Below are 22,952 nucleotides of genomic sequence, written 5' to 3'. Positions count from 1 at the left end.
CGCCGACACCGCCGTTTCGCCCAGGATCGCCGACGTTGGCGCAGGGGAGCACCGTCGCAAAGTTCCCCTCCCCCTTGTGGGGAGGGGTTAGGGGTGGGGGTGCATCGCCCTATGCGACTGTCCTTCTTGAGGGAAGGTGTCAGAAGCGAGGGGGCCGAAACCGAAAACAATAGATCGATCATCTTCTCCGTCGCAGCCGTAGGGTGCGAAACATGACGCCGTGGCGTGTCGCGGTGCTGGGCGGCGGGGCCTGGGGGACGGCGCTGGCGCTCGCCATGCTTCGGGCCGGCCATGCGGTCAGCCTGTGGGCGCGCGACGCGGCGCTCGTCGAGGCGATCACGCGCGGCGCGAACCCGCGCTACCTGCCCGGCATTAAGCTCGAAAACGGAATTTCAGCGACCACGGAGATCGCACAGGCGCTTGCCGGCGCGGACTGCGTGCTGGCCGCGACGCCGGCGCAGTCGCTGCGCGCGGTGCTTGGCATCGCCGCAGCGCATGTGCCTGCCGGCGTCCCGCTGGTCCTGTGCGCCAAGGGCATCGAGCGCGCGACCGGCGACCTGCTTTCGGCGATCGTGGAGGAGGCGCTGCCCGGCAATCCGGTCGCGGCGCTCTCCGGACCGAGTTTTGCGACCGACGTGGCGCGCGGCCTGCCGACCGCCGTCGTGGTCGCCGCCCGCGAGGGGGAACTGGCCGGCGACCTGGCACAGCGGTTCTCGGCCGCCAACCTGCGCTGCTATTCCAGCGACGACCTGACCGGCGTGGAGATCGGTGGTGCGCTGAAGAACGTCTTCGCCATCGCCGCCGGCGCCGTCACCGGGGCGGGGATCGGCGCCAGTGCGCAGGCGGCGATGGTGACGCGCGGCTTCGTCGAGCTGCGCCGCATCGGCGCCGCCTTCGGAGCGCGCCCGGAGACGCTGATGGGACTTTCCGGCCTCGGCGATCTTCTGCTCACCTGCTCGTCGGCCCAGTCGCGCAACTTCGCCTACGGGCTGGCGCTCGGGCGCGGCGAGGCGCTGGCCGGCCTGCCGCTCGCCGAGGGCGTTCCCACCGCCGCGATCGCGGCCCGCTTGGCCGCCGAAAACGGCATCGACGCACCGATCATCGCGGCGGTCGCGGCCATATTGGAAGGGCACCTTTCCATCGGCGAGGCCGTTTCTGCGCTGATGACGCGCCCGTTGAAAACCGAATCCGAAGCCTGAGAGGACACCATGCTTTTCGCCATCATCTGCAAGGACAAGCCCGGCGCGCTGCAACTGCGCATGGACACGCGGCCCGAACACGTCGCCCATCTCGAAAAGCTGAACGGCGAGAAGAAACTGGCCTTCGCCGGCCCGTTCCTCGACGCCGACGGCAAGCCGGACGGCAGCATGGTGGTGGTGGAGGCCGCCGACAGGGCGGGCGCCGAGGCGCTCGCCGCCGCCGATCCCTATGCCAGGGCCGGCCTTTTCGCCAGCGTCGAGGTCCGCCCGTGGACCTGGACGTTCAACAAGCCGGCCGGCGCCTGACCGGCCGAACTGCGGGACGACGCGATGAATTACTGGCTGTTCAAGTCCGAGCCGTTCAAATTCTCCTTCGAGCAGTTGAAGGCGCTCGGCAGGAAGGGCACGCAATGGGACGGCGTGCGCAACTATGCGGCGCGCAACAACATGAAGGCCATGAAGGTCGGCGACCTCGGCTTCTTCTATCATTCCAACGAGGGGCTCGACATCGTCGGCATAGCCGAGGTCTGCGCCGAGGCGCATCACGATACGACCACGGATGACCCGCGCTGGGAATGCGTCGACATCCGCGCCGTGCGCGACGTGCCGACGCCGCCGACGCTGGCCGACATCAAAGCCAATCCCAAGCTGGAGGAGATGGCGCTGGTTCGGCTCGGCCGCCTTTCGGTGCAGCCGGTGACCCGGCAGGAATGGGAGGAAGTCTGCCGCATGGGCGGGGTCGACCCGGCGCCGTGAGGTAGAAGCTTATACCTTCCTTTTGTGTCGCAGCAATCGGTTGTACCCCCACCCCTATCCCCTCCCCGCAAGGGGGAGGGGGACTTTGCGGTTGCGCTACAGTGCGCCGACGGCCGGGATTTTTTGGCCGAAAACGGCGATGTCGGCGTCTCCCTCCCCCTTGCGGGGAGGGGACAGGGGTGGGGGTGATGCGAGGGTATGACAGCGGAAGAATTTGAAACCTTCATCCTCGACAACACGGCGCCGATGGCGCCGCCGCATGTGCCCGAGATCACCCTCAGGCTGGCGGACGAGGCGCATGAGCTTTGGCACCGCACCGAGGAGGAGCTGGCCGAAATCGGCCTGCCGCCGCCCTTCTGGGCCTTTGCATGGGCCGGCGGACAGGGGCTGGCGCGCTACGTGCTGGACAATCCCGAAATCGTGCGTGGACGGCGTGTGCTCGATTTCGCCTCCGGGTCGGGGCTGGTGGCGATCGCGGCCGCATCGGCGGGCGCCGCCGACGTGCTTGGAACCGACATCGATCCCTTCTGCGCCGCCGCCGTGCGCCTCAACGCGCTGGCGAACGGCGTGAGGATCGGCTTCACCGCGGACGACCTGGTTGGGCGAGACGGGGATTGGGACGTGATCCTCGCCGGCGACGTCTTCTACGACAGGCCATTCGCCGAGAGGCTGTCGCCGTGGTTCGGCGCGCTGAGGGTGCGTGGCGCCGAGATCCTGATCGGCGACCCGGGCCGCGCCTACCTGCCGAAATCCGGACTGGAGAGGTTGGCTGTCTACGAAGTGCCGGTGACGCGGGCGCTGGAGGATTCGGAGGTCAAGCGCACGACGGTGTGGCGGCTCGGCTGAACGCCGCGCGGGATGGTTTTCTTGGCCCATCCGGGTCGGTCAAACCGGCTTGCACGGACGTGCCGTTCGGGTGCATCTGTCTGTATGCCGCGCATGGCGGGTCGCAAGGGAGAGAACGACGATGCTGAAGGGAATCGATCCGCTGCTCAACGCGGATGTGTTGCAGGCGCTTGCCGCGATGGGGCATGGCGACGACCTGATCATCGCCGACGCCAATTTCCCCGCCGATGCCATCGGGCGCGCGACGACGATCGGCAGGCCGCTGCGCATCGACGCGCCGTCGGGCGCCGTGGCGCGGGCGGTGCTGTCGCTCTACCCGCTCGACAGCTTCGTCGACGCCGCCGCCGCGCGCATGCAGATCGTCGGCAGGCCGGACGAGATCGCGCCGGTGCAGATCGAGGTGCAGGCCGAGATCGACGCGGCGGAAGGCAAGCCGTGGCCGATGATCGGCATCGAGCGCTACGCCTTCTACGAGCGTGCGAAGAAGGCCTATTGCGTGATCCAGACGGGCGAACTGCGGGTCTACGGCTGCTTCGCGCTGCGCAAGGGCGTCATCGCGCCGAAGGCCGGCTGAGCGGGACATGTCCTGGGCGCTGGGCTGTAGATTTCGGTTGCGGCCAGCGCTGGCGAGACTGATCTGACGCAGACAGTTTCTGCGGAAGAGACTGTACGGCAGCAGTTGATCACAATGCGGAGATGTTCCGGACTGGATCAGGGATGGCTACGACCGGCCCATCACCCCGCGATCCTTCCGCCCTGCAGCGGCCTTGGCGCGCCGGTGGTCGAGGGAAAGCTGATCGGCAGGCCGCGCAGCGTGCGAACCGCCAGGAAAGCGAAGCATTCGGCCTCCACGGCGTCGCCGCGCCAACCCAGCGTATCGGCCGAAACGGCTTCCACGCCGGCACGCTGCTCGATCATCGCCATCAGCGTCGGGTTGTGCCGTCCGCCGCCGCTGACGAACAGCCGGGTCGGGCGCACCGGCAGCAGGTCGAGCGCCTTGCCCACCGCGGCGGCGGTGAAGGCGGTCAGCGTGGCGGCGCCGTCCGCGTCGGATAAGCCGTCCGCCATGGCGGCGGTGAAAGAGAAGCGGTCGAGCGACTTCGGATAGGGCGCGACCAGATAGGGGTGGTCGAGCAGCCGGGCCAACCGCTCCTCGTCCACCGTGCCGGAGGCGGCGAGCGCGCCGTTGCGGTCCATTTCGCCCAGGCCGCGCGCCCTGACGAAATCGTTGATCGGTGCGTTGGCCGGGCCGGTGTCGAAGGCGACGATGTCGGTGGCGCCGTCCCACCAGCTTATGTTGCCGACGCCGCCGAGGTTCAGGATCGCGGTGTTGCCGTCGGCGCCGGACGCGCCCAGCAACGCCGCGTGATAGGCCGCCGCCAGCGGAGCGCCCTGTCCGCCGGCGCGGATGTCGGCAGTGCGGAAATCCCAGACGACCGTTGCGCCGAGCAGTTCGTGCATTAGCGCGCCGTCGCCGAGTTGGCGGGTGTCGCCGGTGCGGCCGGCGGTCGGAGGGCGATGCAGCACGGTCTGGCCGTGGAAGCCGACAACGCCGATATCGGCCATGGCCATGCCGCTGTCTTCCACCAACGCGCTGACCGCGGCCGATTGCGCGCGCGTCAGCGCTTCCTCGGCGGTTGCGAAGATAGCGGGCTCGGGGCCGTCGAAATTCCAGGCGAGCGCTTCCTGCTGCGCCTTGCGCAGCATCTCGGTGATTCCGGGCGGATAGGGCGCCAGCGCGTAGGGGCCGAATTCCTCTATTCTTTCGCCGTCGGTCCTCAGCATCGCCACGTCGATATTGCCGTCCAGCACGGTGCCGGTCATCAGGCCGACGGCCCATATCGGATTCATTGTATGGCTCCCTGGTCGTAGGTGTGTTTGCCGGCCGGTTACGTCTGTGTTCCCGCCGCCTCGGCCAGCAGCCAGTCGCGGAAGGCGACGATTCGCGGATCGTCGGCGTTGCGCGCGGGATAGACCAGATAATAGGCGAAGTCGCGTCCCACGGTGATGCCGAGCTCGAAGGGGCGGACGAGGCGGCCCTCGGCGATGTCGCCGGCCACCACGGTCAGTTCGGCGAGCGCCACGGCGTTGCCATCGAGCGCGGCCTGCACGGCGTCGGTGCCGGTTCCGAAGACCACGACGCGGCTGTCGTCGAAATCGTCGACGCCAGCGGCCGCCATCCACATGCGCCAGTTTGGCCACGTCACGCCGCGCCGCGACCATTCGATATGCGCGAGCGTGTGGCGAAACAGGTCGCGCGGTTCCCTGAGCGGCGGCCCGGAGGCCAGCAGCTTGGGGCTGCAGACCGGGACGATGACGTTCTCGAACAGACGATGGCTGGCGAGGCCGGGATATCTGCCGGCGCCGAAACGGATGGCCACGTCGATGTCGTCGGCGTCGAAGTCGCGCACTTCGTAGCTGATGTCGAAGCGCAGCTCGACGTCGGGGCTGGCCTTGCGGAACGATTCGACGCGCCGCATCAGCCAGCGTGTCGCGATCTGGGGATCGACGGAGACCTTTAACTGCTCGGCGTTGCGCGCCGTTTTCTGCGCCCGCGTCACCGCCCGGGCCAGTAGGTCGAGCGCTTCGGCGGCGGCCTCCGCCATTAGGGCGCCCGCCTCGGTCAGGCGCATGGCGCGGCTGGTGCGCGTGAACAGCGCCAGGGCGAGCTGGTCCTCGATTTCCTTGATCTGATGACTGACGGCCGCCGCCGTCAGGCCGAGTTCGTCGGCGGCGCGGGTGAAGTTGAGATGGCGGGCGGCCGCTTCCAGCGTGCGCAGGGCACGTGTGCCGGGCAGAAGGCGGAACATCTTCAAATTCCGTTTGACGATCGAGCAAAAACTACTCGTTTCCCCTTTTGATTTCAATGTCGGACAATCCAGGCATGAAATGAACATCAAGCCGGATTTGCCGTCCGGAGAAGGATGAACCCCATGTCCGACTTTGCCCTGAAACCCGCCGCCGCGCGCGCGCCGGCGCTTCACATCGTCCTCGATTGGCTGAAGCAGGCGAGGGTGGCCGCGCGGCTGCCGGTCCCGGCGCCGGCTTCCCCGCCGGATCCGCTGGCTTGCGATGTCGGCCTCGACCGGGAGGAGATCGTCCGCAAGGTCGATCGCGGCTCGGTGGAGATCGGCCTGCTCAGCCTTGGCTGGCAGCCGCCCAGGACATCGTCGCGCCGCTGAGGCGATGGCGGCCGGTCCGCCTTTACGTGGAGATCAGCGGATCACCTTGAGGACGGTGGCGCTGGAAAGATGCGGCAGCAGGCGGGCCATGGTGCGCGCGCTCACCGCCACGCAGCCCTGCGTCGGCGTGAACCCGTCGCGGGCCAGATGAAAGAAGATCGCGCTGCCGCAGCTGCGGCGGCGCGGCACGACGTTCCAGCCGAGCACCAGGCAGGCGTCGTAGAGCCGGTCGTCGCGCTTCATGCGCTCGTGGCTGGCGCCGTAGGGGATGCGCACCGGCCGGTTGTAGTTGCGGTCGTCGGGCACTTCGCACCAGCCGAGATCCGCGCCGATCGGCCGCATCGCCAGGCGGGTTTTCCTTGCGTCGGCGAAGTGGTCGTCGCGGAAATAGCCGGACAGGATGCGCATGGCGGCAAGGGGCGTGGCGCCGTCGCCCTCGCGCTTGTTGGCCGAGATGCCGCCGCGCCCGAGCGCACAGGGAAACACCAGCCGTCCCGCCCTCAGAAGCCCCTGTGTGGGGTGTCCGGGCCGGGCATGGACGACGAGCGTTCGCAGCGGCGCCGGCAAAATTCGCTCTTTCCCCTTGTTTCCGCCTTTTTTCTTGTATGATCGTGCCACGGAACAAATCACTGTGATCGGCTGTTGTTGCGGCCAGCTTCCGCATAAATGTTCGGCCGTCAACAGTGCCCTGTCTTGTTTTTTGATTTTGAAACAACGGATTGACCAATGACTTCACGCACCATTCTCATCGTCGACGATGACGAGGACCTGCGCACCACGCTGGTCGAGCAATTGTCGCTCTACGAGGAATTCACGGTCCTGCAGGAAACGACGGCCGCCAAGGGAATAGCAACGGCGCGGGCCGGCATGGTGGACCTGCTCATCATGGATGTCGGCCTGCCCGACATGGATGGCCGCGAGGCGGTCAAGCTGCTGCGCAAAGGCGGCTACAAGGCGCCGATCATCATGCTGACCGGCCACGACACCGATTCCGACACGATCCTGGGGTTGGAAGCGGGCGCCAACGACTATGTGACCAAGCCGTTCCGCTTCGCCGTGCTGCTTGCCCGCATCCGCGCGCAGCTGCGCCAGCACGAGCAGAGCGAGGACGCGACCTTCGTCATCGGCCCCTACACCTTCAAGCCGAGCCAGAAGCTGCTTCTCGACCAGCGCGGCGGCAAGGTGCGGCTGACGGAGAAGGAGGCGTCGATCATCAAGTATCTCTATCGCGCCGAACAGAAGGTGGTTACCCGCGACGTGCTGCTGGAAGAGGTGTGGGGATACAATTCCGGCGTCACCACGCATACGCTGGAAACGCATGTCTACCGGCTGCGGCAGAAGATCGAGCGCGACCCTTCCAATGCCGAGATCCTGGTGACCGAAAGCGGCGGCTACAGGCTCGTGCCCTGATTTTTCGGCCGGGCCTGTCATTGACGTTGTCTTGTTAAACTTTTTACTGGCCTAATTGCGTCCGGGCAGGGGTCGCGCGAGGAGGGAACGACCTGACGGTCCGGGGACTTGACTGATGGCGCTGGACGACGATGTCCGCATCCTGTCCGGCGTGGAGCTGTTCGAGGGCTTCACGCCCGAACAGTTGCGTTTGCTTGCCTTCGGCGCGGAGACGACCCATCTCCCCGCCGAGCGCAAGCTCTATCGCGAGGACGACGAAGCCGATTCGGCCTATGTCGTGATCAGCGGCCGGATCGTTCTCTATCGCGAGGCCGAAGGCCGGGGCGAACCCGTCGGACACGCGGGACCGGGCGCGATCCTGGGCGAACTGGCGCTGATCGCCGACACGCGCCGGATGACCAGCGCTTCCGCCGAGACCGATTCGCAGGTGCTGCGGCTGAACCGCAGGATGTTCCGCCGCATCCTCGAGGAATATCCCGATATCGCCGTCATCCTGCATCGCCGCGTCGCCGAGCAATTGCAGGCGCTGGTGAGGCGCATTGAGGAAGCGGCCTCGCGCTTCGGCGGCTGAACGAAAGGATCGGGAGCCGACATTCTTTCGTTGATCGCGGTGGAGGTTTGCCGCTACAGCCTTCCCATGCCTCGTTCCTGAGGCGCCAGCGGAAAGGTTCCGTCAGCCCATGTCCCTGCTTCCCGACCATCTCCTCGCCGGCTATCGCAACTTCATCACCGGACGCTATGTGAGCGAAAGCGACCGCTACCGCTCGCTGGCGCGCGAAGGCCAGGCGCCGGAAACGATGATCATCGCCTGCTGCGATTCGCGCGCCGCGCCCGAGACCATTTTCGACGCCGGCCCCGGCGAACTCTTCGTGCTGCGCAACATCGCCAACCTGGTGCCGCCCTACGAGCCGGACAACGAATTCCATTCCACGTCCGCCGCGCTCGAATTCGCCGCCCTGGCCCTGAAGGTGAAAAACATCGTCGTCATGGGTCACGGCCGCTGCGGCGGCATCAAGGCCGCGCTCGACCATGCGGAGCCCTTGTCGCCGGGCGATTTCATCGGCAAGTGGATGAGCCTGATCGGACCGGCCGCCGAGACGGTCGCCGCGTCGAAGATGATGACGGACAGCGAACGACGCACGGCCCTGGAACGCATCTCGATCCGCTATTCGATCGCCAATCTCAGGACCTTTCCGCGAATCAAGGCGCTCGAGGAGACGGGCGAGCTTGTTCTGCACGGGGCCTGGTTCGACGTCTCGACCGGCGAATTGTGGGCGATGAACAAGGAAACCGGTGATTTCGAGAAGCCGGACGTGGCCTGAGGCTTCTTCGCGCGAACGGCAGGTTGCGGGAGACGGTGGACGGTCCTACATCGGGATCGTCCCGCCATTCCGCTTAATCGAGAGCCTTTGCCCGTGCCCCTCTCCGTCGATCTCGCCACCCATCCGCTCACGCACTGGACCGGGCCGCTCGGCCTGCCGGACTTCACCCGCATCGGCGACGGCGATTTTTCTCCCGTCTTCGACGCCGCGCTGAAAGCGCATGAAGCGGAGATCGAAGCGATCGCCGGCGACGTCGCCCGGCCGACCATCGACAATACGCTCGCGGCGCTGGAGCTTTCGGGCCTAGCGCTCGACCGTGTCTCGTCGATCTTCTGGTGCAAGGCCGGCGCCGACACCAACGAGACGATCCAGGCGCTGGAGCGCCAGATCTCGCCGAAGATGTCGCGGCATTTCTCCGCCATCTCGATGAACGAGAAACTGTTCTCCCGCATCGACGACCTCTACCGGCGCCGCGCGGAACTCGGTCTCGACGCCGAGACGTTGCGCGTGCTGGAGAAGACATGGAAAGGGTTCGTCCGCTCCGGCGCGAAGCTTTCGGACGACGGCAAGAAGCGGCTCGCCGCCATCAACGAGGACCTGTCCTCGCTCGGCACGACATTCGGCCAGAACGTGCTCGCCGACGAGCGCGACTGGGCGCTGTTCCTCGAGGAGGCGGACTTGGCGGGCCTCCCCGCTTTCCTGAAAAGCGCCATGGCGGAAGCGGCCGAGACGCGCGGCCACAAGGGTCGCTACGCGGTGACGCTGTCGCGTTCGATCTACGAGCCGTTCACGACGTTTTCCGAGCGACGCGACCTGCGCGAAACGGCCTGGTGCGCCTTCACCATGCGCGGCCAGAACGGCGGCGCCTCCGACAACACCGCGGTGGTCCGCGACATGCTCAAGCTGCGCGCGGAGAAGGCGAAGCTGCTCGGCTACGACAGCTTCGCGGCGCTGAAGCTCGACGACACAATGGCCAAGACGCCACAGGCCGTGCACGACCTGCTCGACCCGGTGTGGCGGAAGGCGCTCGAAAAGGCAGCCGCCGACCAGGCGCAGATGGAGACGCTGGCGGCGGATGCCGGCAGCAACGAAAAATTCGCGGCCTGGGACTGGCGCTTCTGGCAGGAGAAGCTGAGGGCGAAGACCTTCGCCTTCGACGAGGCCGAACTGAAGCCGTATCTGCAGCTCGACCACGTCATCGAGGCGTGTTTCGACGTGGCGACGCGCCTGTTCGGTGTCAGCTTCGAGGAGAAGAAGGGCATCGCCGCCTGGCATCCCGACGCGCGCACGTTCCTGGTCAGGAATGCCGACGGCTCCGAGCGCGGCGTCTTCCTGGCCGATTATTACGCGCGGCCGTCGAAACGGTCGGGCGCCTGGATGAGCAGCCTGCAGTCCGGCTACCGGCTGGGCGACGGCTCCAGCCCGATCATCTACAACATCATGAATTTCGCCAAGCCGCCGGCCGGCGAGGCCGCACTTCTTTCGGTCGACGAGGCGCGGACGCTGTTCCACGAATTCGGCCACGCGCTGCACGGCCTGCTGACGGAGGTGACGTGGCCGACTGTCTCCGGCACCTCGGTCAGCCGCGATTTCGTCGAACTGCCGTCGCAGCTCTACGAGCACTGGCTGACGGTGCCTGAGGTGCTGGAGAAACATGCGCTGCATGTGGAGACCGGCGCGCCGATGCCGAAGGCGCTGCTCGACAAGATGCTGGCGGCACGCACCTTCGGCGCCGGCTTCGCCACCACCGAGTTCACCGCCTCGGCGCTGATGGACATGGCCTATCATGCGCGCGCCGAGGCGCCGGCCGAGCCGCTCGCCTTCGAGGCGGAAACGCTCGCCCGCCTCAATATGCCCGACACCATCGCCATGCGCCATCGCACTCCGCATTTCGGGCACGTCTTCGCCGGCGACGGCTATTCCGCCGGCTACTATTCCTACATGTGGTCGGAAGTGCTGGACGCCGACGCCTTCTCCGCCTTCGAGGAGGCTGGCAATCCGTTCGATCCGGCGCTGGCGCAGAAGCTCAAGGATAATATCTACGCCGCCGGCGGCTCGAAGGACCCGGAAGACCTCTACAAGGCGTTCCGCGGCAAGATGCCGACGGCGGATGCCATGATGGAGAAGCGCGGGCTGGTGTAGGGGGGCGGGTTGATCCATGTGCACTCGACCAACTGTCGCCCAGGCGATTTCCTGAAGTCGGCTGTCGAGCACCCCCACCCTTAATCCCTCCCCACAAGGGGGAGGGAGACGCTGACGCCGTTACCTTGTCTAAATCGCCAACGTTTGCGGGCTGTGGCGCCGCCGCGAAGTCCCCCTCCCCCTTGTGGGGAGGGGTTAGGGGTGGGGGTACGCAGCCTTCTGCAATTAACTGCTCAGGGCAAGAATCAGGGCCTCAGCCCTTTAAGCTCGCCCCGATCAGAAGCTCTGCGTTCTTCGCCACCGATTGCGACGGGCCGCCGGGGCCGAAAAGCTGGGCGGAGATGTAGGCGCCTTCGATCAGCAGCAGCAGGCCGTCGCCGAGTTCGTCGGCGTCGCGGGCGCCCATCGCGGCGGCCATGGCGCGCAGGCGGCGGCGGAGTTCCTTCTTGTTGTCCTCGCTGACCAGCCGGGCGGGATGCTCGGGTTCCGGATATTCCACCGCCGCGTTGGTCATGCCGCAGCCGCGGTAGCCGGGTTTTTGCGAGCGCTTGGCGACGCGCGACAGGAAGGCGAGGATCTGGGCGCGCGGGTCGCCGGGATGCGCCGCCACCGCCTCGTCGAAGCGTTCCCAGAATTCCTCGTCGTAGCGGCGCAGGTAGGAGGCCGCCAACTCGTCCTTGGAGGGGAAGGAGCGGTAGAGGCTCGGTTTGGTGACGCCGGCCTTCCTGACGACCTCGTCGACGCCGATCGCCCTTATGCCCTGCCGATAGAACAGGTCCCGCGCCACGTTGAGGATCTTGTCGGCGGCGCGCAGCGGCGTTTCATTCTGGCCGCTGATCGACGGATCAATATTTTTGTCTTCAGTCATGGCGTGGTTCGGTTGACAATGTTACCGATCGGTACGTATTGGTTGCGGATCGAATCTGGAACGTACCGGTAAGTAACATGAACAGCAGCCTCGCTCAATCCCGACCGCGCTCTCGGCCTTTCGGCCAGAACTACGCGTTCGTCGTCATCGGCGTCATTTTCGTGTGCCTGCTGATCGCGGCCGGCTTGCGTTCGGCACCGGCGGTGATGATGCTTCCGCTGGAAGACGCCTTCGGCTGGCGGCGCGACGTGATCTCCTTCGCCGCCGCCACGGGCATCCTGCTCTACGGCCTGACCGGGCCCTTCGCGGCGGCGCTGATGGAGCGCATCGGCCTGCGCCGCACGCTGGTCGGCGCGCTGGCGCTGATGTCGGCCTCGATCGCCTCCAGCCTGCTGATGACCCAGCCGTGGCAGTTGGTGGCGACGTGGGGCGTCTTTTCCGGTATCGGCTCGGGTGCCGTGGCGATGGTGCTTGGCGCCACGGTGGTCACACGCTGGTTCAAGACCAATCGCGGCCTGATGATGGGGCTGATGTCGGCCTCCAGCGCCACCGGCCTTTTGGTGTTCCTGCCGCTGCTCGCCTCCCTGGCGGAATCCGGCGGTTGGAAGCCGGTAGCGGTGGCCGTCTCGATCGCCACGGCCTGCCTGATCCCGCTGGCTTTCCTGCTGGTGCCGGAACGGCCTGCCGCCATCGGCACGGTCCGCTATGGCGCCGACGCCGACGACGTGCCTCCGGTCTCGCCCGCGGCACAAGGCAATTTCATTGCTCATACGTTCGGCATGCTGCGTCGCGCCGCCGCCACGCGCAACTTCTGGTATCTCTTCGCCACCTTCTTCATCTGCGGCTTCACCACCAACGGGCTGGTGGGCACGCACCTGATCGCCTTCTGCGGCGACAACGGCATCAGCGAGGTGAAGGCCGCGGGCCTGCTCTCGATGATGGGCATCTTCGACCTGATCGGCACGACGTTCTCCGGCTGGCTCACCGACCGGTTCGACGCGCGCAAGCTGCTCGGCGTCTACTACGCGGTGCGCGGGCTGGCGCTGATCTACCTGCCGTTCTCCGGCTTCTCCGGGCCGGCGCTGGTCGTCTTCGCCGTCTTCTACGGGCTCGACTGGATCGCCACCGTGCCGCCGACGCTGAAGCTGACCAACGAGGCGTTCGGTGAGCGCAGCGGGCCGATCGTGTTCGGCTGGATCCTCGCCGGTCATCAGGTGGGGGCCGCCGTGGCCGCCTATTTCGGCGGCTACATGCACGAATTGCAGGGAAGCTACGATCTCGCCTTCCAGATCGCCGGCATGACCGGCATCATCGCCGCCTGCCTGGCGCTGCTGATCAACGCCACGCCGGTCAAGATGGACCCGGAGCCGCAGGCGGCGTGAGGCGGTAGTCTTGACCGTCGGTTCTTCGGAGAGGTTCCGGAATGGGTCCCGGATACGGGCCGCTCGCTGCGCCCACAGCCCGTTCCGGGATGACGCGGCATTGATGCAAGCGTCAATCGCAGCCGTTGGCGATTGACATTCTTGCTTGCAGCATCGTCATCCCGGCCGACCGAAGCGTAGCGAAGGGAGAACCGGGATCCATTCCGGACCGTTTCCCGTAAAATCTCGTTCGGCGGAAACCCCTCAGCGCTCCGTCAGTTTCAGCTCGATGCGGCGGTTCTTCGAGCGCGCCTCGTCCGTGTCGGCGGCATCCAGCGGCTGGAACTCGCCGAAACCGGCGGCGACGAGGCGGTTGGCCGGCACGCCGTTGGCGATCAGGAACTTCACCACCGATATGGCGCGGGCCGACGACAGCTCCCAATTGTCCTTGAAGCGGCCGGTGCCGGACAGCGGCCTGTCGTCGGTGTGGCCGTCGACGCGCAGCACCCAGTTGATCTCCGGCGGGATTTCCTTCTGCAACTCGATGATCGCATCGGCCAGCTTCTTCATCTCCCCCTTGCCGGCGTCGTTGATCTCGTCCGAGCCGGTCGGAAACAGCACTTCGGACTGGAACACGAAGCGGTCGCCGACGATGCGGATGTTCTCGCGGTCGGACAGGATCTCGCGCAGCCGGCCGAAGAAATCCGAGCGGTAGCGGTTCAACTCCTGCACGCGCTGCGCCAGCGCCACGTTGAGGCGGCGGCCGAGGTCGGCGATCTTGGTGTTGGACTCCTTGTCTTTCTCCTCCGACACCTGGAGCGCGTCTTCCAGCGCGGCGATCTGCTTGCGCAACGCGGCGATCTGCTGGTTGAGGATCTCGACCTGGGACAGCGCGCGCTGGCTGATCTGCTTCTGGCTGTCGAGTTCGCCCGAAAGCTGGTCGGCCCGCGCAGTGGCGGCTTCGCCCGCCCCGGAGCCCTGGGCCAGCAACTGCTCCAACCGGCTCTTTTCGGATTCGGCGGCGCTGAGCGAGGCCTGCAGATTAGCGAGCTGGTCCTGCGCGTCCTGGTTGTTGCCCTTTTCCAGCGCCAGCAGTTGCGTCAACTCGTTGATCTGCGAGTTCAGCCGGTTCAGCACCTCGTCCTTGCCGGAAATCTCGCGCCCGAGCAGGAACTGCGCCAGCACGAACACCGACAGCAGGAACATGAAGGTCAGCAGCAGCGTCGACAGCGCGTCGACGAAGCCCGGCCAGTAGTCGATGCGGCGGTCGGCGCGGCGCGAGCGGGCGAGCGCCACCTAGTGCACTCCCTGCTGTTTCTTCAGCGCGTCGGCGATCTTCTCCAGCGTGGCACGCATGGCCTTCTGCTCGTCCGATTGCGCCTCCACCCAGTCGCGCATGATCTGCTGCTCGGAGCGCATGTTCTTGACCAGGCCGGAAATGCCGTCGGCGAGGCTCGCCATGGCGCTGGCGACGCGCGGGTTGGCGCCGCCGTTTTCCTGCATGTGCTTGAGCCGCTCGGACAGAAGCCTGATCTCCTCGACGGAATCGATCTTCGTCGGCTCGGCCGCCACGGTGATGTCGGAGGAGAGGTCGGTGACGGAGGACAGCCAGTTCTCCAGCTCGGTGTAGAAGCGCGTCTGCGCGCGGCCGGCCTGCAGGTCGAGGAAGCCGAGGATGAGCGAGCCGGACAGGCCGAACAGCGATGACGAGAAGGCCGTGCCCATGCCGGCGAGCGGCGCGGCAAGCCCGGTCTTCAGCGCATCGAGCATGGAGGAGGCGTCGCCGGCGCCGGGATCGAGCGCCTGGATGGTATCGCTGATCGAGCCGATCGTCTTGAGCAGGCCCCAGAAGGTGCCGAGCAGGCCAAGGAAGACCAGCAGGCCGACGAGATAGCGCGATGTATCGCGGCTTTCGTCGAGCCGGGTGGCGATCGAATCCAGCATGGTACGCATCGACGAGGTCGAAAAGGCCATCGAGGAGGAGCGGCTGACCATTGCCTTCATCGGCGCCAGCAGCACCGGCTCGGTCGTTTCCGAGCCGGCGCGGAAGGAATTCACCCAGCGCACTTCGCGAAACAGCCGGCCGACCTGCACGAAGGCGAGCAGGATGCCGACCACGAGCACGCCGACGATCAGCCCGTTGAGGCCGGGATTGGAGACGAAGGCAGTGGATATCTGCCGGGTCAGGATGATGGCGATGAAGGCGACGATGGCCAGGAAGACGACCATGGTCAGCACGAAGACCTGCGGGCTGGAGAGCTTGTGCGGGTCGTAGCTCAGCACGTCCGAGCGCCTGCCGGGTCCTAACGATTTGAGAAAGGTCATGCCGCTGTCGCCATTCGCCTGTACCGCCCGTTTGGCTGCCGATCACGTTTTGCAGCGACTCTAAACGGAAATGCGGCCAAATTGAAAGGCGATTGCCGCGCTCCGCCCGCTCCGCTCACAGGCGCGCGAAGACCAGCGTGTCGAACAGCGCGGCCAGATGCAGTCCGGCACCCAGCACCACGAAGCCGTGCCAGAGCGCCGCATGGTAGCGCAGCGCGTGCCAGGCGAAGAAGACCACGCCGAGCGAATAGACGACGCCGCCGGCGACGATCAGCGCCAGCGTGGCGGACGGCAGGGTTGCGACCAGCGGCCCGGCCAGCGCCAGCCCGCTCCAGCCGATCGCCAGGTAGAAGACGACGGCCAGCCGGTCGAAGCGGCCCGGCAAAAGCACCTTGACGGCGATGCCGAGCAGGGCGGCGGTCCAGACCGTCACGATCATCCAGCCGGCCAGCGGGGTCCGATGGAGCTGCGCCAGGAAGGGCGTGTAGGTGGCGGCGATGAGAAGATAGATCGCCGAATGGTCGAAGCGCCGCAGCACCCATTTGGCCGGCGAGGTCAGCGGCCACAGATTGTAGGCGAGCGAGACCGACAGTACGGTCAGCAGGGAGACGACGTAGAAGACGGCGGCGACATATTCGCCGGGCGCGGCATGGAAGGCCGCCAGCGCCAGCATCGCCGAGCCGGCGGCGATGGCCAGCACGATGCCGACCGCATGCACGATCCCGTCGGCGATCAGCTCGGCGCGCGAATAGCGCCAGCGCCCCCGAAAGGGAATTTTCAGTTCGGTCGATGTGTCGTTTGGGTCCATGCGTATGCCTGCCTACCCTCATCTGGGTAGCAAGCATCAATCGTGCCAGCTCACCGTTACGGAAATGCGACCATTCACTCCGGAATGAAGCGTCTCCTGGCACCTTTCGGCCTGCTCACCCGTTAGACTGTCAGGCATTTCGGTGAAGGAGGCCGGTGTCATGGGCGAAAGGAAAATCTTTCTTCAGGCGGCGCTGAACGGCGACCGCGACCATCCGGCGGCGCCGCGCACGCCGCAGGCGATCGCGGAACAGGCCCGCGTCGCCGTGGCGGCGGGCGCGCACTCGGTTCATATCCACGCCTACGACGACGGGCGCGAAACCCTCGATGCCGGACCGTGCGCGCAGGCGATCCGGACGGTCCGGGCCGCCTGTCCCGGCATTGCGATCTCGATGACCACGTCGGCGGCGATCGATCCGGACCCGGAGAGCCGGCTCCGCCGCATCGCGGCCTGGACCGATATGCCCGACCTCGTTTCCGCCAATCAGGGCGAGAAAGGTATTCTGGAACTCTGCGGCCTGATGCTGGACCGTGGCGTGCAGATCGAAGCCGGGCTGCTTGCGGAGAGAGATGCGCATCTGTTCGTCGCGTCCGGTCTGGCGCCGCGCTGCCGGCGCGTGCTGGTCGAACCGCTCGCCGCCGATGCGGAGGAGGCCGTTGGTCTCGCGGCGATCATGGAGCGCGTCGTCACGGAGGCCGGCATTGGGCTGGAGCAGGTCCATCATGGCGACGGCATCGCCTCCTGGGCGGTGAACCGGCGCGCCGTGGGGCGCGGCCACGGCATCAGGACGGGGCTCGAGGACACGCCCGTGTTGCCGGACGGCCGGGTGGCCACGGATAATGGCGATCTGGTCGCCGCCGCCGTCGGCCTCATCAAGGCGGCGGCCAACTGACGGCCGTCGCGGCGGCACTAGTTGGAGGTGGGTGGCCGTCTCAGGCCTTCAGCGGCTTCGTCACGGTCTTGAGCAGCGCCCGGTGGATCGCCTCGTTGCCGGCGACGACGCTGCCGTCGTCGAGCATGGCCTGGCCGCCATTGACGTCGGAGACGAAGCCGCCCGCCTCGCGGATGAGCAGGATGCCGGCGGCGATGTCCCAGGCCGACAGGCCGCGCTCCCAGAAACCGTCGAAGCGGCCGGCCGCGACATAGGCGAGGTCGAGCGAGGCGGAGCCGAGGCGGCGCACGCCCGAAACCTCGCCCATGACGTTGCGCAACTCGACCAGGAAATTGCCGTGATGGCCGCGCCCGAGATGCGGCAGGCCGCAGCCGATCACGGCGTCGGTCAGCTTGGCGCGCGCGGCGACGCGCAGACGGCGGTCGTTGAGGAAGGCGCCGCCGCCGCGCTCGGCGGTGTAGAGCTCGTCCATCGCCGGATTGTAGACGACGGCGGCGACCAGCTGGCTCTGCCGCTCCAGTGCGATGGAGATGGAAAACACCGGAATGCCGTGCAGGAAATTGGTGGTGCCGTCGAGCGGATCGACGATCCAGCGGTGCTGGTCGTCGTCGCCGGAAACCGCGCCGCGCTCCTCCATCAGGAAGGCATAGCCGGGGCGGGCGCGCGACAGCTCGGTATGGATGATCTCCTCGGCCTTGCGGTCGGCCTGGCTGACATAGTCGCCCGGTCCCTTCATCGACACCTGCAGGTTCTGCACCTCGCCGAAGTCGCGCGACAGCGAGCGCCCGGCCTTCATCGCGGCCTGGACCATGACGTTGAGAAGAGCGGAACGGGCCATGGGGTGGGATCTTTCGTTGGTTAGCGGCAGTCGTCAGTCGCAATAGGCAGTCGGGAAGGGCCTGTGAAGGGCTAATAGCACCCTTGCGACGCCACAGGAATTTTCTGTCGTTCCGACTGCCTATTGGCGACTGCCGACTGCCGGACTTCAATCCGCCCGACGCAGATAAGTGATTTCGTTGGTGTCCACCAGAATCCGCTCGCCCGCCTCGATGAAGGGCGGCACCAGCACGCGGATGCCGTTCTCCAGGATCGCCGGCTTGTAGGAAGACGCTGCCGTCTGCCCCTTCACGACCGGATCGGCCTCGGCGATCGAAAGCACCACCTGGTCGGGCAGGGAGATGCCGATGGGCTTTTCGCCATAGAGGCGCACCGTCACCATCATGCCGTCCTGCAGGAAGGCGGCGCGGTCGCCGACGAATTCCTTCTGCAGTTCGAGCTGCTCGTAGCTCTCGGTGTCCATGAAGACCAGCGCGTCGCCTTCCTCATAGAGATAGGAGAAATCCTTGTATTCAAGGTCGACCTGCTCGACGGTCTCGGCGGAGCGGAAGCGCTCGTTGAGCTTGGTGCCGTTGAGAAGGTTCTTCAGCTCGACCTGGTTGTAGGCGCCGCCCTTGCCGGGCTTGACCGAATTGGCCTTCACCGCCACCCACAGGCCGCCGTCATGCTCTATGACGCTGCCGGGACGGATTTCGTTGCCGCTGATCTTGGCCATGTGTCGTGGTCCGGAAAAGGAGTCGAGAAACGGAATTTGCGCCCGCGACAGGCGCGCTTTCCGCGCCCCAAGACCACAATTCCGAGGCCGAGGCAAGGTGCGGGGCCATGACCGTCAGGGCAATCGCATAGGGTTGGGGGTGTGCGACAGTCCCGCCTGTGCCGATGCGGGACGGAAAGGTTAACAAAGGATCGTGCCAACCTGTCTTCCGGAGTGCCAGATCTGTGGATCGTCGGTGGACAGGCTGTGGATAATACCAGATGTAGCGGTGAACATACCAGAAACATCCGCTCATCGCTGATTCGTCGCCGATTCGTTCCGGCTTTGATCGAAGCGTTAACGGGATACGCCGCGCCGGGGCGAGCGCCGCTAAGACGGCGTTAGGGAATATGAACGAAATCATAATGTTGCGGCACCCGGCTAAGGCCGCGGCACTGTCATTGCTCCCCGCAGCCGGCAAAAGTTAACGGCAAGCCGGCGAATGGCCCGGCCTGTCAATCCCGCGATTCAGCATCTGGTAGCCCGCCGCCACCCGGAAGCCATATTTAGCCGTGAACGAAGCATGAATCTCCGCGAGTCAGTGATTCGTCGCCGATTCGTTCCAGACTCGTTCCATCCGTTAACGCGACCGGCTGCCGACTGACGCGCCATGCGCGGCGCCGGGCAAACATTGTTCTTTCGCCCGGCGGTGCAAATCCCTATGTGTCGGCTGTCCGCACGGCCTGAAGCAGCGAGCAAAAGGCTCTCATCCGACCGATGAACATCCAGACAAGACAGACCGAGCCGCTGGTCCTTTCAGGGCGGGACGTGACGGCGGTGCTCGGCCCCACCAATACCGGCAAGACGCATCTCGCCATCGAGCGCATGGCCGCCCACGAGAGCGGCGTCATCGGCCTGCCGCTCAGGCTGCTGGCGCGCGAGGTCTATGCGCGCATGTGCGAGAAGGTCGGCGCGGCCAAGGTCGCGCTGGTCACCGGCGAGGAGAAGATCCAGCCTATGAGCGCGCGCTACACGGTCTGCACGGTGGAGGCGATGCCGCGCCAGACCGATGCCGCCTTCGTGGCGATCGATGAGGTGCAACTCGCCGGGGACTTGGAGCGCGGCCACATCTTCACCGACCGCATCCTAAACCTGCGTGGCCGGCAGGAGACGCTGCTGCTGGGTGCGGCCACCATGCAGGGCATATTGCAGAAGCTGCTCAAGGGCGTGTCCGTGGTGACGCGGCCGCGGCTGTCGCACCTCGCCTATGCCGGCTCCAAGAAGCTGACACGGCTGCCGCGCCGCAGCGCGATCGTCGCCTTCTCGGCCGACGAGGTCTACGCCATCGCGGAACTGATCCGCCGCCAGCAGGGCGGGGCGGCCGTGGTGCTCGGCGCGCTGTCGCCCCGCACCCGCAACGCGCAGGTCGCGCTCTACCAGAACGGCGACGTCGACTATCTGGTGGCGACCGACGCCATCGGCATGGGGCTGAACCTCGACGTCGATCACGTCGCCTTCGCGCAGAACCGCAAGTTCGACGGCTACCAGTTCCGCCAGCTCACCGCCGCCGAGCTCGGCCAGATCGCCGGGCGAGCGGGGCGGCACCTGCGCGACGGCACGTTCGGCGTCACAAGCCGGGTCGATCCGCTCGACGAGGAACTGGTGCACCGGATCGAGAGCCACGATTTCGACCCCGTGAAGGTGCTGCAATGGCGCACCGCCGATTTCGATTTCTCGTCGCTCGACGCGCTTCGGCGCTCCATCGAGACCAACGCGCCGGTCGAGGGGCTGACGCGGGCACTGCCGGCCGTCGATGCGCAGGCGCTGGAGCGGCTGGCCGGCGAGGGCGAGATCCGCGCGCTGGCAAGCGGGAGGGAGCGGGTGGCGCTGCTGTGGGAGGCCTGCGCGCTGCCCGACTACCGCAGGATCGCGCCGGCCCAGCACGCCGACCTCATCTCGTCCATCTATATCGATCTCGCCCGGCGCGGCCATGTCGACGAAAACTACATGGCCGAGCAGGTGCGGCGCGCCGACACCACCGAGGGCGACATCGACACGCTGTCGCACCGCATCGCCGAGATCCGGACCTGGACCTTCGTTTCCAACCGCCCTGGCTGGTTGGCCGATCCGTCACACTGGCGCGAAAAGACGCGCGAAATCGAGGACAGGCTGTCGGACGCGCTGCATGAGCGGTTGACGAAACGCTTCGTAGACCGCAGGACTTCCGTCCTCATGCGGCGGCTCAGAGAAAACACGATGCAAGATGCCGAAATAAGCGCCAGCGGAACGGTCCTCGTCGAGGGCCACCATGTCGGCGAATTGCAGGGGTTCCGCTTCACCGCCGACCCGGGCGCCGGCGGCGAGGACGCCAAGGCGGTGAAGGCGGCCGCGCAGAAGGCGCTGGCCCCCGAGTTCGAGGCGCGCGCCGAGCGCTTCGCGGCTTCCGGCAACAGCGACATCGCGCTTGCCTCGGATGGCACGCTGCGCTGGATCGGCGCGCCGGTCGGCACGCTGGCGGCGGGCGAAGACATATTGAAGCCGCGCGTCATCCTGCTGGCCGACGAACAGCTCACCGGCCCTGCCCGCGACAAGGTCGCGGCGCGCGCCGAGCGCTTCGTCAACTTCCAGATCGAGAGCCTGCTCAAGCCGCTGGTCGATCTCAGGAACGCCGAGCAGCTGACAGGCATCGCGCGCGGCATCGCGTTCCGGCTGGTCGAGCAACTCGGCCTCGTCAATCGCCGCGACATTGCCGAAGACATGCGCTCGCTCGACCAGGAAGGCCGCGCGGCGCTTCGGCGCCTCGGCGTGCGCTTCGGTGCCTACCACGTCTTCATCCCATCGCTGGTCAAGCCGGCGCCCGCCGGGCTGGTCACGCTGTTGTGGGCGCTGAAGAACGACGGCAAGGACAGACTGGGCTTCGGCGACATCGTGCACGCGCTGGCGTCGGGCCGCACCTCCGTGGTCGTCAACCAGTCGTTCGACAAGGAATTCTACAGGCTCGCCGGCTACCGCAACCTAGGGCGCCGCGCGGTGCGCGTCGATATCCTCGAACGCCTCGCCGACCTGATCCGCCCGGCGGTCAACTGGAAGCCGGGGTTAGGACCCCGCCCGGACGGCGCCTATGACGGCCAGGTCTTCATGGTGACGCCGCCGATGTTGTCGATCCTCGGCGCCACGCCCGACGACATGGAGGAAATCCTCAAGGGTCTCGGCTACCGCGCCGAGCCGAAACCGGCCGAAGAGGTCAAGGCGAAGCTGGACGAGATCGATGCGGCCCATCACGCCGCGGTCGAGGCGAAGGCGGCTGAAGCGGAAGCTGCGGCCAAGGCGGCGGAGGCTGCTGCGGAAACATCGGAGACATCCGTAGCGATAGAGGGTGCTGCAGAGACCGATCAGCAGGCAGGTGAGGCTACCGCCGGAGACGGCGTATCCTCCCCCCTTGAGGGGGGTGAGGAGCGCTCGGCCGAGGGCCGATCGATCGACAACGATTTGTCGATCGAAGCGAGGAACGCCCGGAGCGATAGCGAAGGGCCCGAGCCGCAGGGGGCGGAGGGGGTTGCCGAAGCTGGCTCCGACGTTCCTTCTGTTGAGCAGGCAGAAGTTTCCGATCAGGCGTCAGACAACGAAACTGTCGGCGCGGTTGAGATGACCCCTCCCGACCAGCCTTTGGCTGGCCACTCTCCCCTCGAGGGGGAGGGGGACGCCGGCGTGGCCGCCACCGGCAAACCGACGGATGTCGCCACTGCCGTCGAAGCAACCGACGTCGCCACGGCCAGCGACGCTGCTCCTGCCGAAGCCGCCGCCACAACATCCACCGGGACCCAGCCGCAGTTCGAAGCCATAACTGCATCTCCCGAGACCGAAGCCGAAGCCCCCAAGCCCGTCCTGCTGTGGCGGCAGCAGCGGTTCGACCGGCCGCGCGGGGGTCAGCGCCATGACCATCGCGGGCGCGGCGGTCCGCGGCACGGCAGGCCGGGCGACGCGCAGGCCGGCGACCAGCAACCGGGCGACAGGCAGCCGGGCGAAAGGCAGGGCAACTGGAAGAAGGGCCGTGGCCGCCAGCAGGACGGCCAGGGAAGCGGTCCGGGGCAGGGCGAACGCCGCGACGGCCGTCCGGCGTGGAAGGACAAGCCCGACAACAGGCGCTCCTCCGGCGGACACGCGGGGGGCGGACCCGGCGGCAAGAACGGCGGTCAGGGCAAGCCGCGGCCGCGCGAGGAAAGGCCGGCGCGTTTCGATCCCGACTCGCCCTTCGCCAAGCTGGCGGCGCTGCGTGACCAGCTCAAGAAATAGTCCGGCAAAGGCTTTCT

Annotated in this window: 22 protein-coding genes; 13 read left to right on the top strand and 9 right to left on the bottom strand. The window is 66.7% G+C overall.

Translation table 11 applies throughout. The annotated features are described in order from the left end of the window. Positions 1-212: 212 nt before the first annotated feature. From ABMA46_RS17635 to ABMA46_RS17615, 5 genes are all read left to right on the top strand, one after another. The gene (locus ABMA46_RS17635; RefSeq protein ID WP_349001308.1) at positions 213-1,199 is read left to right on the top strand and encodes an NAD(P)H-dependent glycerol-3-phosphate dehydrogenase; all 987 of its coding nucleotides are present in this window, start codon (positions 213-215) and stop codon (positions 1,197-1,199) included. 9 nt (positions 1,200-1,208) lie between these two features. Further along, positions 1,209-1,505 carry a YciI-like protein gene (locus ABMA46_RS17630; RefSeq protein WP_349001307.1) on the top strand — a complete coding sequence of 99 codons (297 nt, stop codon included), beginning with the start codon at positions 1,209-1,211 and terminating at the stop codon, positions 1,503-1,505. Positions 1,506-1,529: 24 nt separating this feature from the next. After that, positions 1,530-1,955 (top strand): EVE domain-containing protein, encoded by a 426-nt coding sequence (locus tag ABMA46_RS17625; RefSeq protein WP_349001306.1) that lies wholly within the window; start codon positions 1,530-1,532, stop codon positions 1,953-1,955. A gap of 198 nt (positions 1,956-2,153) precedes the next feature. Then, positions 2,154-2,801 carry a class I SAM-dependent methyltransferase gene (locus ABMA46_RS17620; RefSeq protein ID WP_349001305.1) on the top strand — a complete coding sequence of 216 codons (648 nt, stop codon included), beginning with the start codon at positions 2,154-2,156 and terminating at the stop codon, positions 2,799-2,801. A 121-nt stretch (positions 2,802-2,922) separates the two neighbouring features. Then, positions 2,923-3,375, top strand: coding sequence for an RbsD/FucU family protein (locus ABMA46_RS17615; protein ID WP_349001304.1), 453 nt, complete (start codon positions 2,923-2,925; stop codon positions 3,373-3,375). A 161-nt stretch (positions 3,376-3,536) separates the two neighbouring features. On the opposite strand, the gene ABMA46_RS17610 is transcribed toward ABMA46_RS17615, so the two are convergent. Both ABMA46_RS17610 and gcvA read right to left on the bottom strand, forming a co-directional pair. Next, complete coding sequence (locus ABMA46_RS17610) at positions 3,537-4,652, bottom strand: anhydro-N-acetylmuramic acid kinase (RefSeq protein ID WP_349001302.1); 1,116 nt, start codon at positions 4,650-4,652, stop codon at positions 3,537-3,539. Between the two features lie 38 nt (positions 4,653-4,690). Continuing rightward, the gene (gene gcvA, locus ABMA46_RS17605) at positions 4,691-5,611 is read right to left on the bottom strand and encodes a transcriptional regulator GcvA (protein WP_349001301.1); all 921 of its coding nucleotides are present in this window, start codon (positions 5,609-5,611) and stop codon (positions 4,691-4,693) included. A 123-nt stretch (positions 5,612-5,734) separates the two neighbouring features. Here gcvA and ABMA46_RS17600 point away from each other — a divergent pair, with 123 nt between their 5' ends. Further along, entirely contained in the window at positions 5,735-5,983 is a 249-nt protein-coding gene (locus ABMA46_RS17600; protein WP_349001299.1) for a hypothetical protein, read from the top strand. A gap of 33 nt (positions 5,984-6,016) precedes the next feature. On the opposite strand, the gene ABMA46_RS17595 is transcribed toward ABMA46_RS17600, so the two are convergent. Then, positions 6,017-6,553, bottom strand: coding sequence for a L,D-transpeptidase family protein (locus ABMA46_RS17595; RefSeq protein ID WP_349001374.1), 537 nt, complete (start codon positions 6,551-6,553; stop codon positions 6,017-6,019). Between the two features lie 156 nt (positions 6,554-6,709). Here ABMA46_RS17595 and ABMA46_RS17590 point away from each other — a divergent pair, with 156 nt between their 5' ends. The 4 genes from ABMA46_RS17590 to ABMA46_RS17575 all read left to right on the top strand — a co-directional run bounded on the left by ABMA46_RS17590 (position 6,710) and on the right by ABMA46_RS17575 (position 10,857). Next, entirely contained in the window at positions 6,710-7,393 is a 684-nt protein-coding gene (locus tag ABMA46_RS17590) for a response regulator transcription factor (protein ID WP_349001298.1), read from the top strand. Positions 7,394-7,508: 115 nt separating this feature from the next. Next, entirely contained in the window at positions 7,509-7,964 is a 456-nt protein-coding gene (locus tag ABMA46_RS17585; protein ID WP_349001296.1) for a cyclic nucleotide-binding domain-containing protein, read from the top strand. 109 nt (positions 7,965-8,073) lie between these two features. After that, entirely contained in the window at positions 8,074-8,715 is a 642-nt protein-coding gene (locus tag ABMA46_RS17580) for a carbonic anhydrase (RefSeq protein WP_349001295.1), read from the top strand. 87 nt (positions 8,716-8,802) lie between these two features. Beyond that, entirely contained in the window at positions 8,803-10,857 is a 2,055-nt protein-coding gene (locus ABMA46_RS17575) for a M3 family metallopeptidase (RefSeq protein WP_349001293.1), read from the top strand. 253 nt (positions 10,858-11,110) lie between these two features. Here ABMA46_RS17575 and ABMA46_RS17570 read toward each other — a convergent pair whose 3' ends face one another. Next, positions 11,111-11,725 (bottom strand): TetR/AcrR family transcriptional regulator, encoded by a 615-nt coding sequence (locus ABMA46_RS17570; RefSeq protein ID WP_349001291.1) that lies wholly within the window; start codon positions 11,723-11,725, stop codon positions 11,111-11,113. 77 nt (positions 11,726-11,802) lie between these two features. Between ABMA46_RS17570 and ABMA46_RS17565 the strand changes: the two genes are divergently transcribed. Further along, complete coding sequence (locus ABMA46_RS17565) at positions 11,803-13,107, top strand: MFS transporter (protein ID WP_349001289.1); 1,305 nt, start codon at positions 11,803-11,805, stop codon at positions 13,105-13,107. A 243-nt stretch (positions 13,108-13,350) separates the two neighbouring features. On the opposite strand, the gene ABMA46_RS17560 is transcribed toward ABMA46_RS17565, so the two are convergent. From ABMA46_RS17560 to trhA, 3 genes are all read right to left on the bottom strand, one after another. Next, positions 13,351-14,382 carry a peptidoglycan -binding protein gene (locus ABMA46_RS17560; RefSeq protein ID WP_349001288.1) on the bottom strand — a complete coding sequence of 344 codons (1,032 nt, stop codon included), beginning with the start codon at positions 14,380-14,382 and terminating at the stop codon, positions 13,351-13,353. After that, positions 14,383-15,411 carry a MotA/TolQ/ExbB proton channel family protein gene (locus ABMA46_RS17555; RefSeq protein WP_349001286.1) on the bottom strand — a complete coding sequence of 343 codons (1,029 nt, stop codon included), beginning with the start codon at positions 15,409-15,411 and terminating at the stop codon, positions 14,383-14,385. 115 nt (positions 15,412-15,526) lie between these two features. Continuing rightward, a complete protein-coding gene (gene trhA / locus ABMA46_RS17550) occupies positions 15,527-16,219 on the bottom strand; it encodes a PAQR family membrane homeostasis protein TrhA (RefSeq protein ID WP_349001284.1) in 693 nt (230 codons plus the stop codon). 160 nt (positions 16,220-16,379) lie between these two features. Here trhA and ABMA46_RS17545 point away from each other — a divergent pair, with 160 nt between their 5' ends. Then, positions 16,380-17,111, top strand: a complete 732-nt coding sequence (locus tag ABMA46_RS17545) for a 3-keto-5-aminohexanoate cleavage protein (RefSeq protein WP_349001282.1) — start codon at positions 16,380-16,382, stop codon at positions 17,109-17,111. A 40-nt stretch (positions 17,112-17,151) separates the two neighbouring features. Here ABMA46_RS17545 and ABMA46_RS17540 read toward each other — a convergent pair whose 3' ends face one another. Both ABMA46_RS17540 and efp read right to left on the bottom strand, forming a co-directional pair. Beyond that, positions 17,152-17,949 carry an inositol monophosphatase family protein gene (locus ABMA46_RS17540; protein ID WP_349001280.1) on the bottom strand — a complete coding sequence of 266 codons (798 nt, stop codon included), beginning with the start codon at positions 17,947-17,949 and terminating at the stop codon, positions 17,152-17,154. A gap of 147 nt (positions 17,950-18,096) precedes the next feature. Further along, complete coding sequence (gene efp, locus ABMA46_RS17535; RefSeq protein ID WP_349001278.1) at positions 18,097-18,663, bottom strand: elongation factor P; 567 nt, start codon at positions 18,661-18,663, stop codon at positions 18,097-18,099. 756 nt (positions 18,664-19,419) lie between these two features. On the opposite strand from efp, the gene ABMA46_RS17530 reads away from it, so the two are divergent. Then, positions 19,420-22,935, top strand: coding sequence for a helicase-related protein (locus ABMA46_RS17530; protein ID WP_349001277.1), 3,516 nt, complete (start codon positions 19,420-19,422; stop codon positions 22,933-22,935). Positions 22,936-22,952: the final 17 nt, after the last annotated feature.

It is taken from the genome of Mesorhizobium hunchu (assembly GCF_040081975.1).
In the GTDB taxonomy this organism is placed as follows: domain Bacteria; phylum Pseudomonadota; class Alphaproteobacteria; order Rhizobiales; family Rhizobiaceae; genus Mesorhizobium; species Mesorhizobium hunchu.
The sequence above is the reverse complement of the archived record's forward strand: the minus strand, read 5'-3'. Positions and strand labels throughout refer to the sequence as shown.

Coding starts and splice junctions, on each gene's coding strand:
- ABMA46_RS17610 (WP_349001302.1), bottom strand. CDS start 4,652: ATGAATCCGATATGGGCCGTCGGCCTGATGACCGGCACCGTGCTGGAC.
- ABMA46_RS17540 (WP_349001280.1), bottom strand. CDS start 17,949: ATGGCCCGTTCCGCTCTTCTCAACGTCATGGTCCAGGCCGCGATGAAG.
- ABMA46_RS17620 (WP_349001305.1), top strand. CDS start 2,154: ATGACAGCGGAAGAATTTGAAACCTTCATCCTCGACAACACGGCGCCG.
- ABMA46_RS17570 (WP_349001291.1), bottom strand. CDS start 11,725: ATGACTGAAGACAAAAATATTGATCCGTCGATCAGCGGCCAGAATGAA.
- ABMA46_RS17600 (WP_349001299.1), top strand. CDS start 5,735: ATGTCCGACTTTGCCCTGAAACCCGCCGCCGCGCGCGCGCCGGCGCTT.
- ABMA46_RS17580 (WP_349001295.1), top strand. CDS start 8,074: ATGTCCCTGCTTCCCGACCATCTCCTCGCCGGCTATCGCAACTTCATC.
- ABMA46_RS17555 (WP_349001286.1), bottom strand. CDS start 15,411: ATGACCTTTCTCAAATCGTTAGGACCCGGCAGGCGCTCGGACGTGCTG.
- ABMA46_RS17585 (WP_349001296.1), top strand. CDS start 7,509: ATGGCGCTGGACGACGATGTCCGCATCCTGTCCGGCGTGGAGCTGTTC.
- gcvA (WP_349001301.1), bottom strand. CDS start 5,611: ATGTTCCGCCTTCTGCCCGGCACACGTGCCCTGCGCACGCTGGAAGCG.
- ABMA46_RS17590 (WP_349001298.1), top strand. CDS start 6,710: ATGACTTCACGCACCATTCTCATCGTCGACGATGACGAGGACCTGCGC.
- ABMA46_RS17545 (WP_349001282.1), top strand. CDS start 16,380: ATGGGCGAAAGGAAAATCTTTCTTCAGGCGGCGCTGAACGGCGACCGC.
- ABMA46_RS17625 (WP_349001306.1), top strand. CDS start 1,530: ATGAATTACTGGCTGTTCAAGTCCGAGCCGTTCAAATTCTCCTTCGAG.
- ABMA46_RS17630 (WP_349001307.1), top strand. CDS start 1,209: ATGCTTTTCGCCATCATCTGCAAGGACAAGCCCGGCGCGCTGCAACTG.
- ABMA46_RS17635 (WP_349001308.1), top strand. CDS start 213: ATGACGCCGTGGCGTGTCGCGGTGCTGGGCGGCGGGGCCTGGGGGACG.
- efp (WP_349001278.1), bottom strand. CDS start 18,663: ATGGCCAAGATCAGCGGCAACGAAATCCGTCCCGGCAGCGTCATAGAG.
- trhA (WP_349001284.1), bottom strand. CDS start 16,219: ATGGACCCAAACGACACATCGACCGAACTGAAAATTCCCTTTCGGGGG.
- ABMA46_RS17565 (WP_349001289.1), top strand. CDS start 11,803: ATGAACAGCAGCCTCGCTCAATCCCGACCGCGCTCTCGGCCTTTCGGC.
- ABMA46_RS17615 (WP_349001304.1), top strand. CDS start 2,923: ATGCTGAAGGGAATCGATCCGCTGCTCAACGCGGATGTGTTGCAGGCG.
- ABMA46_RS17530 (WP_349001277.1), top strand. CDS start 19,420: ATGAACATCCAGACAAGACAGACCGAGCCGCTGGTCCTTTCAGGGCGG.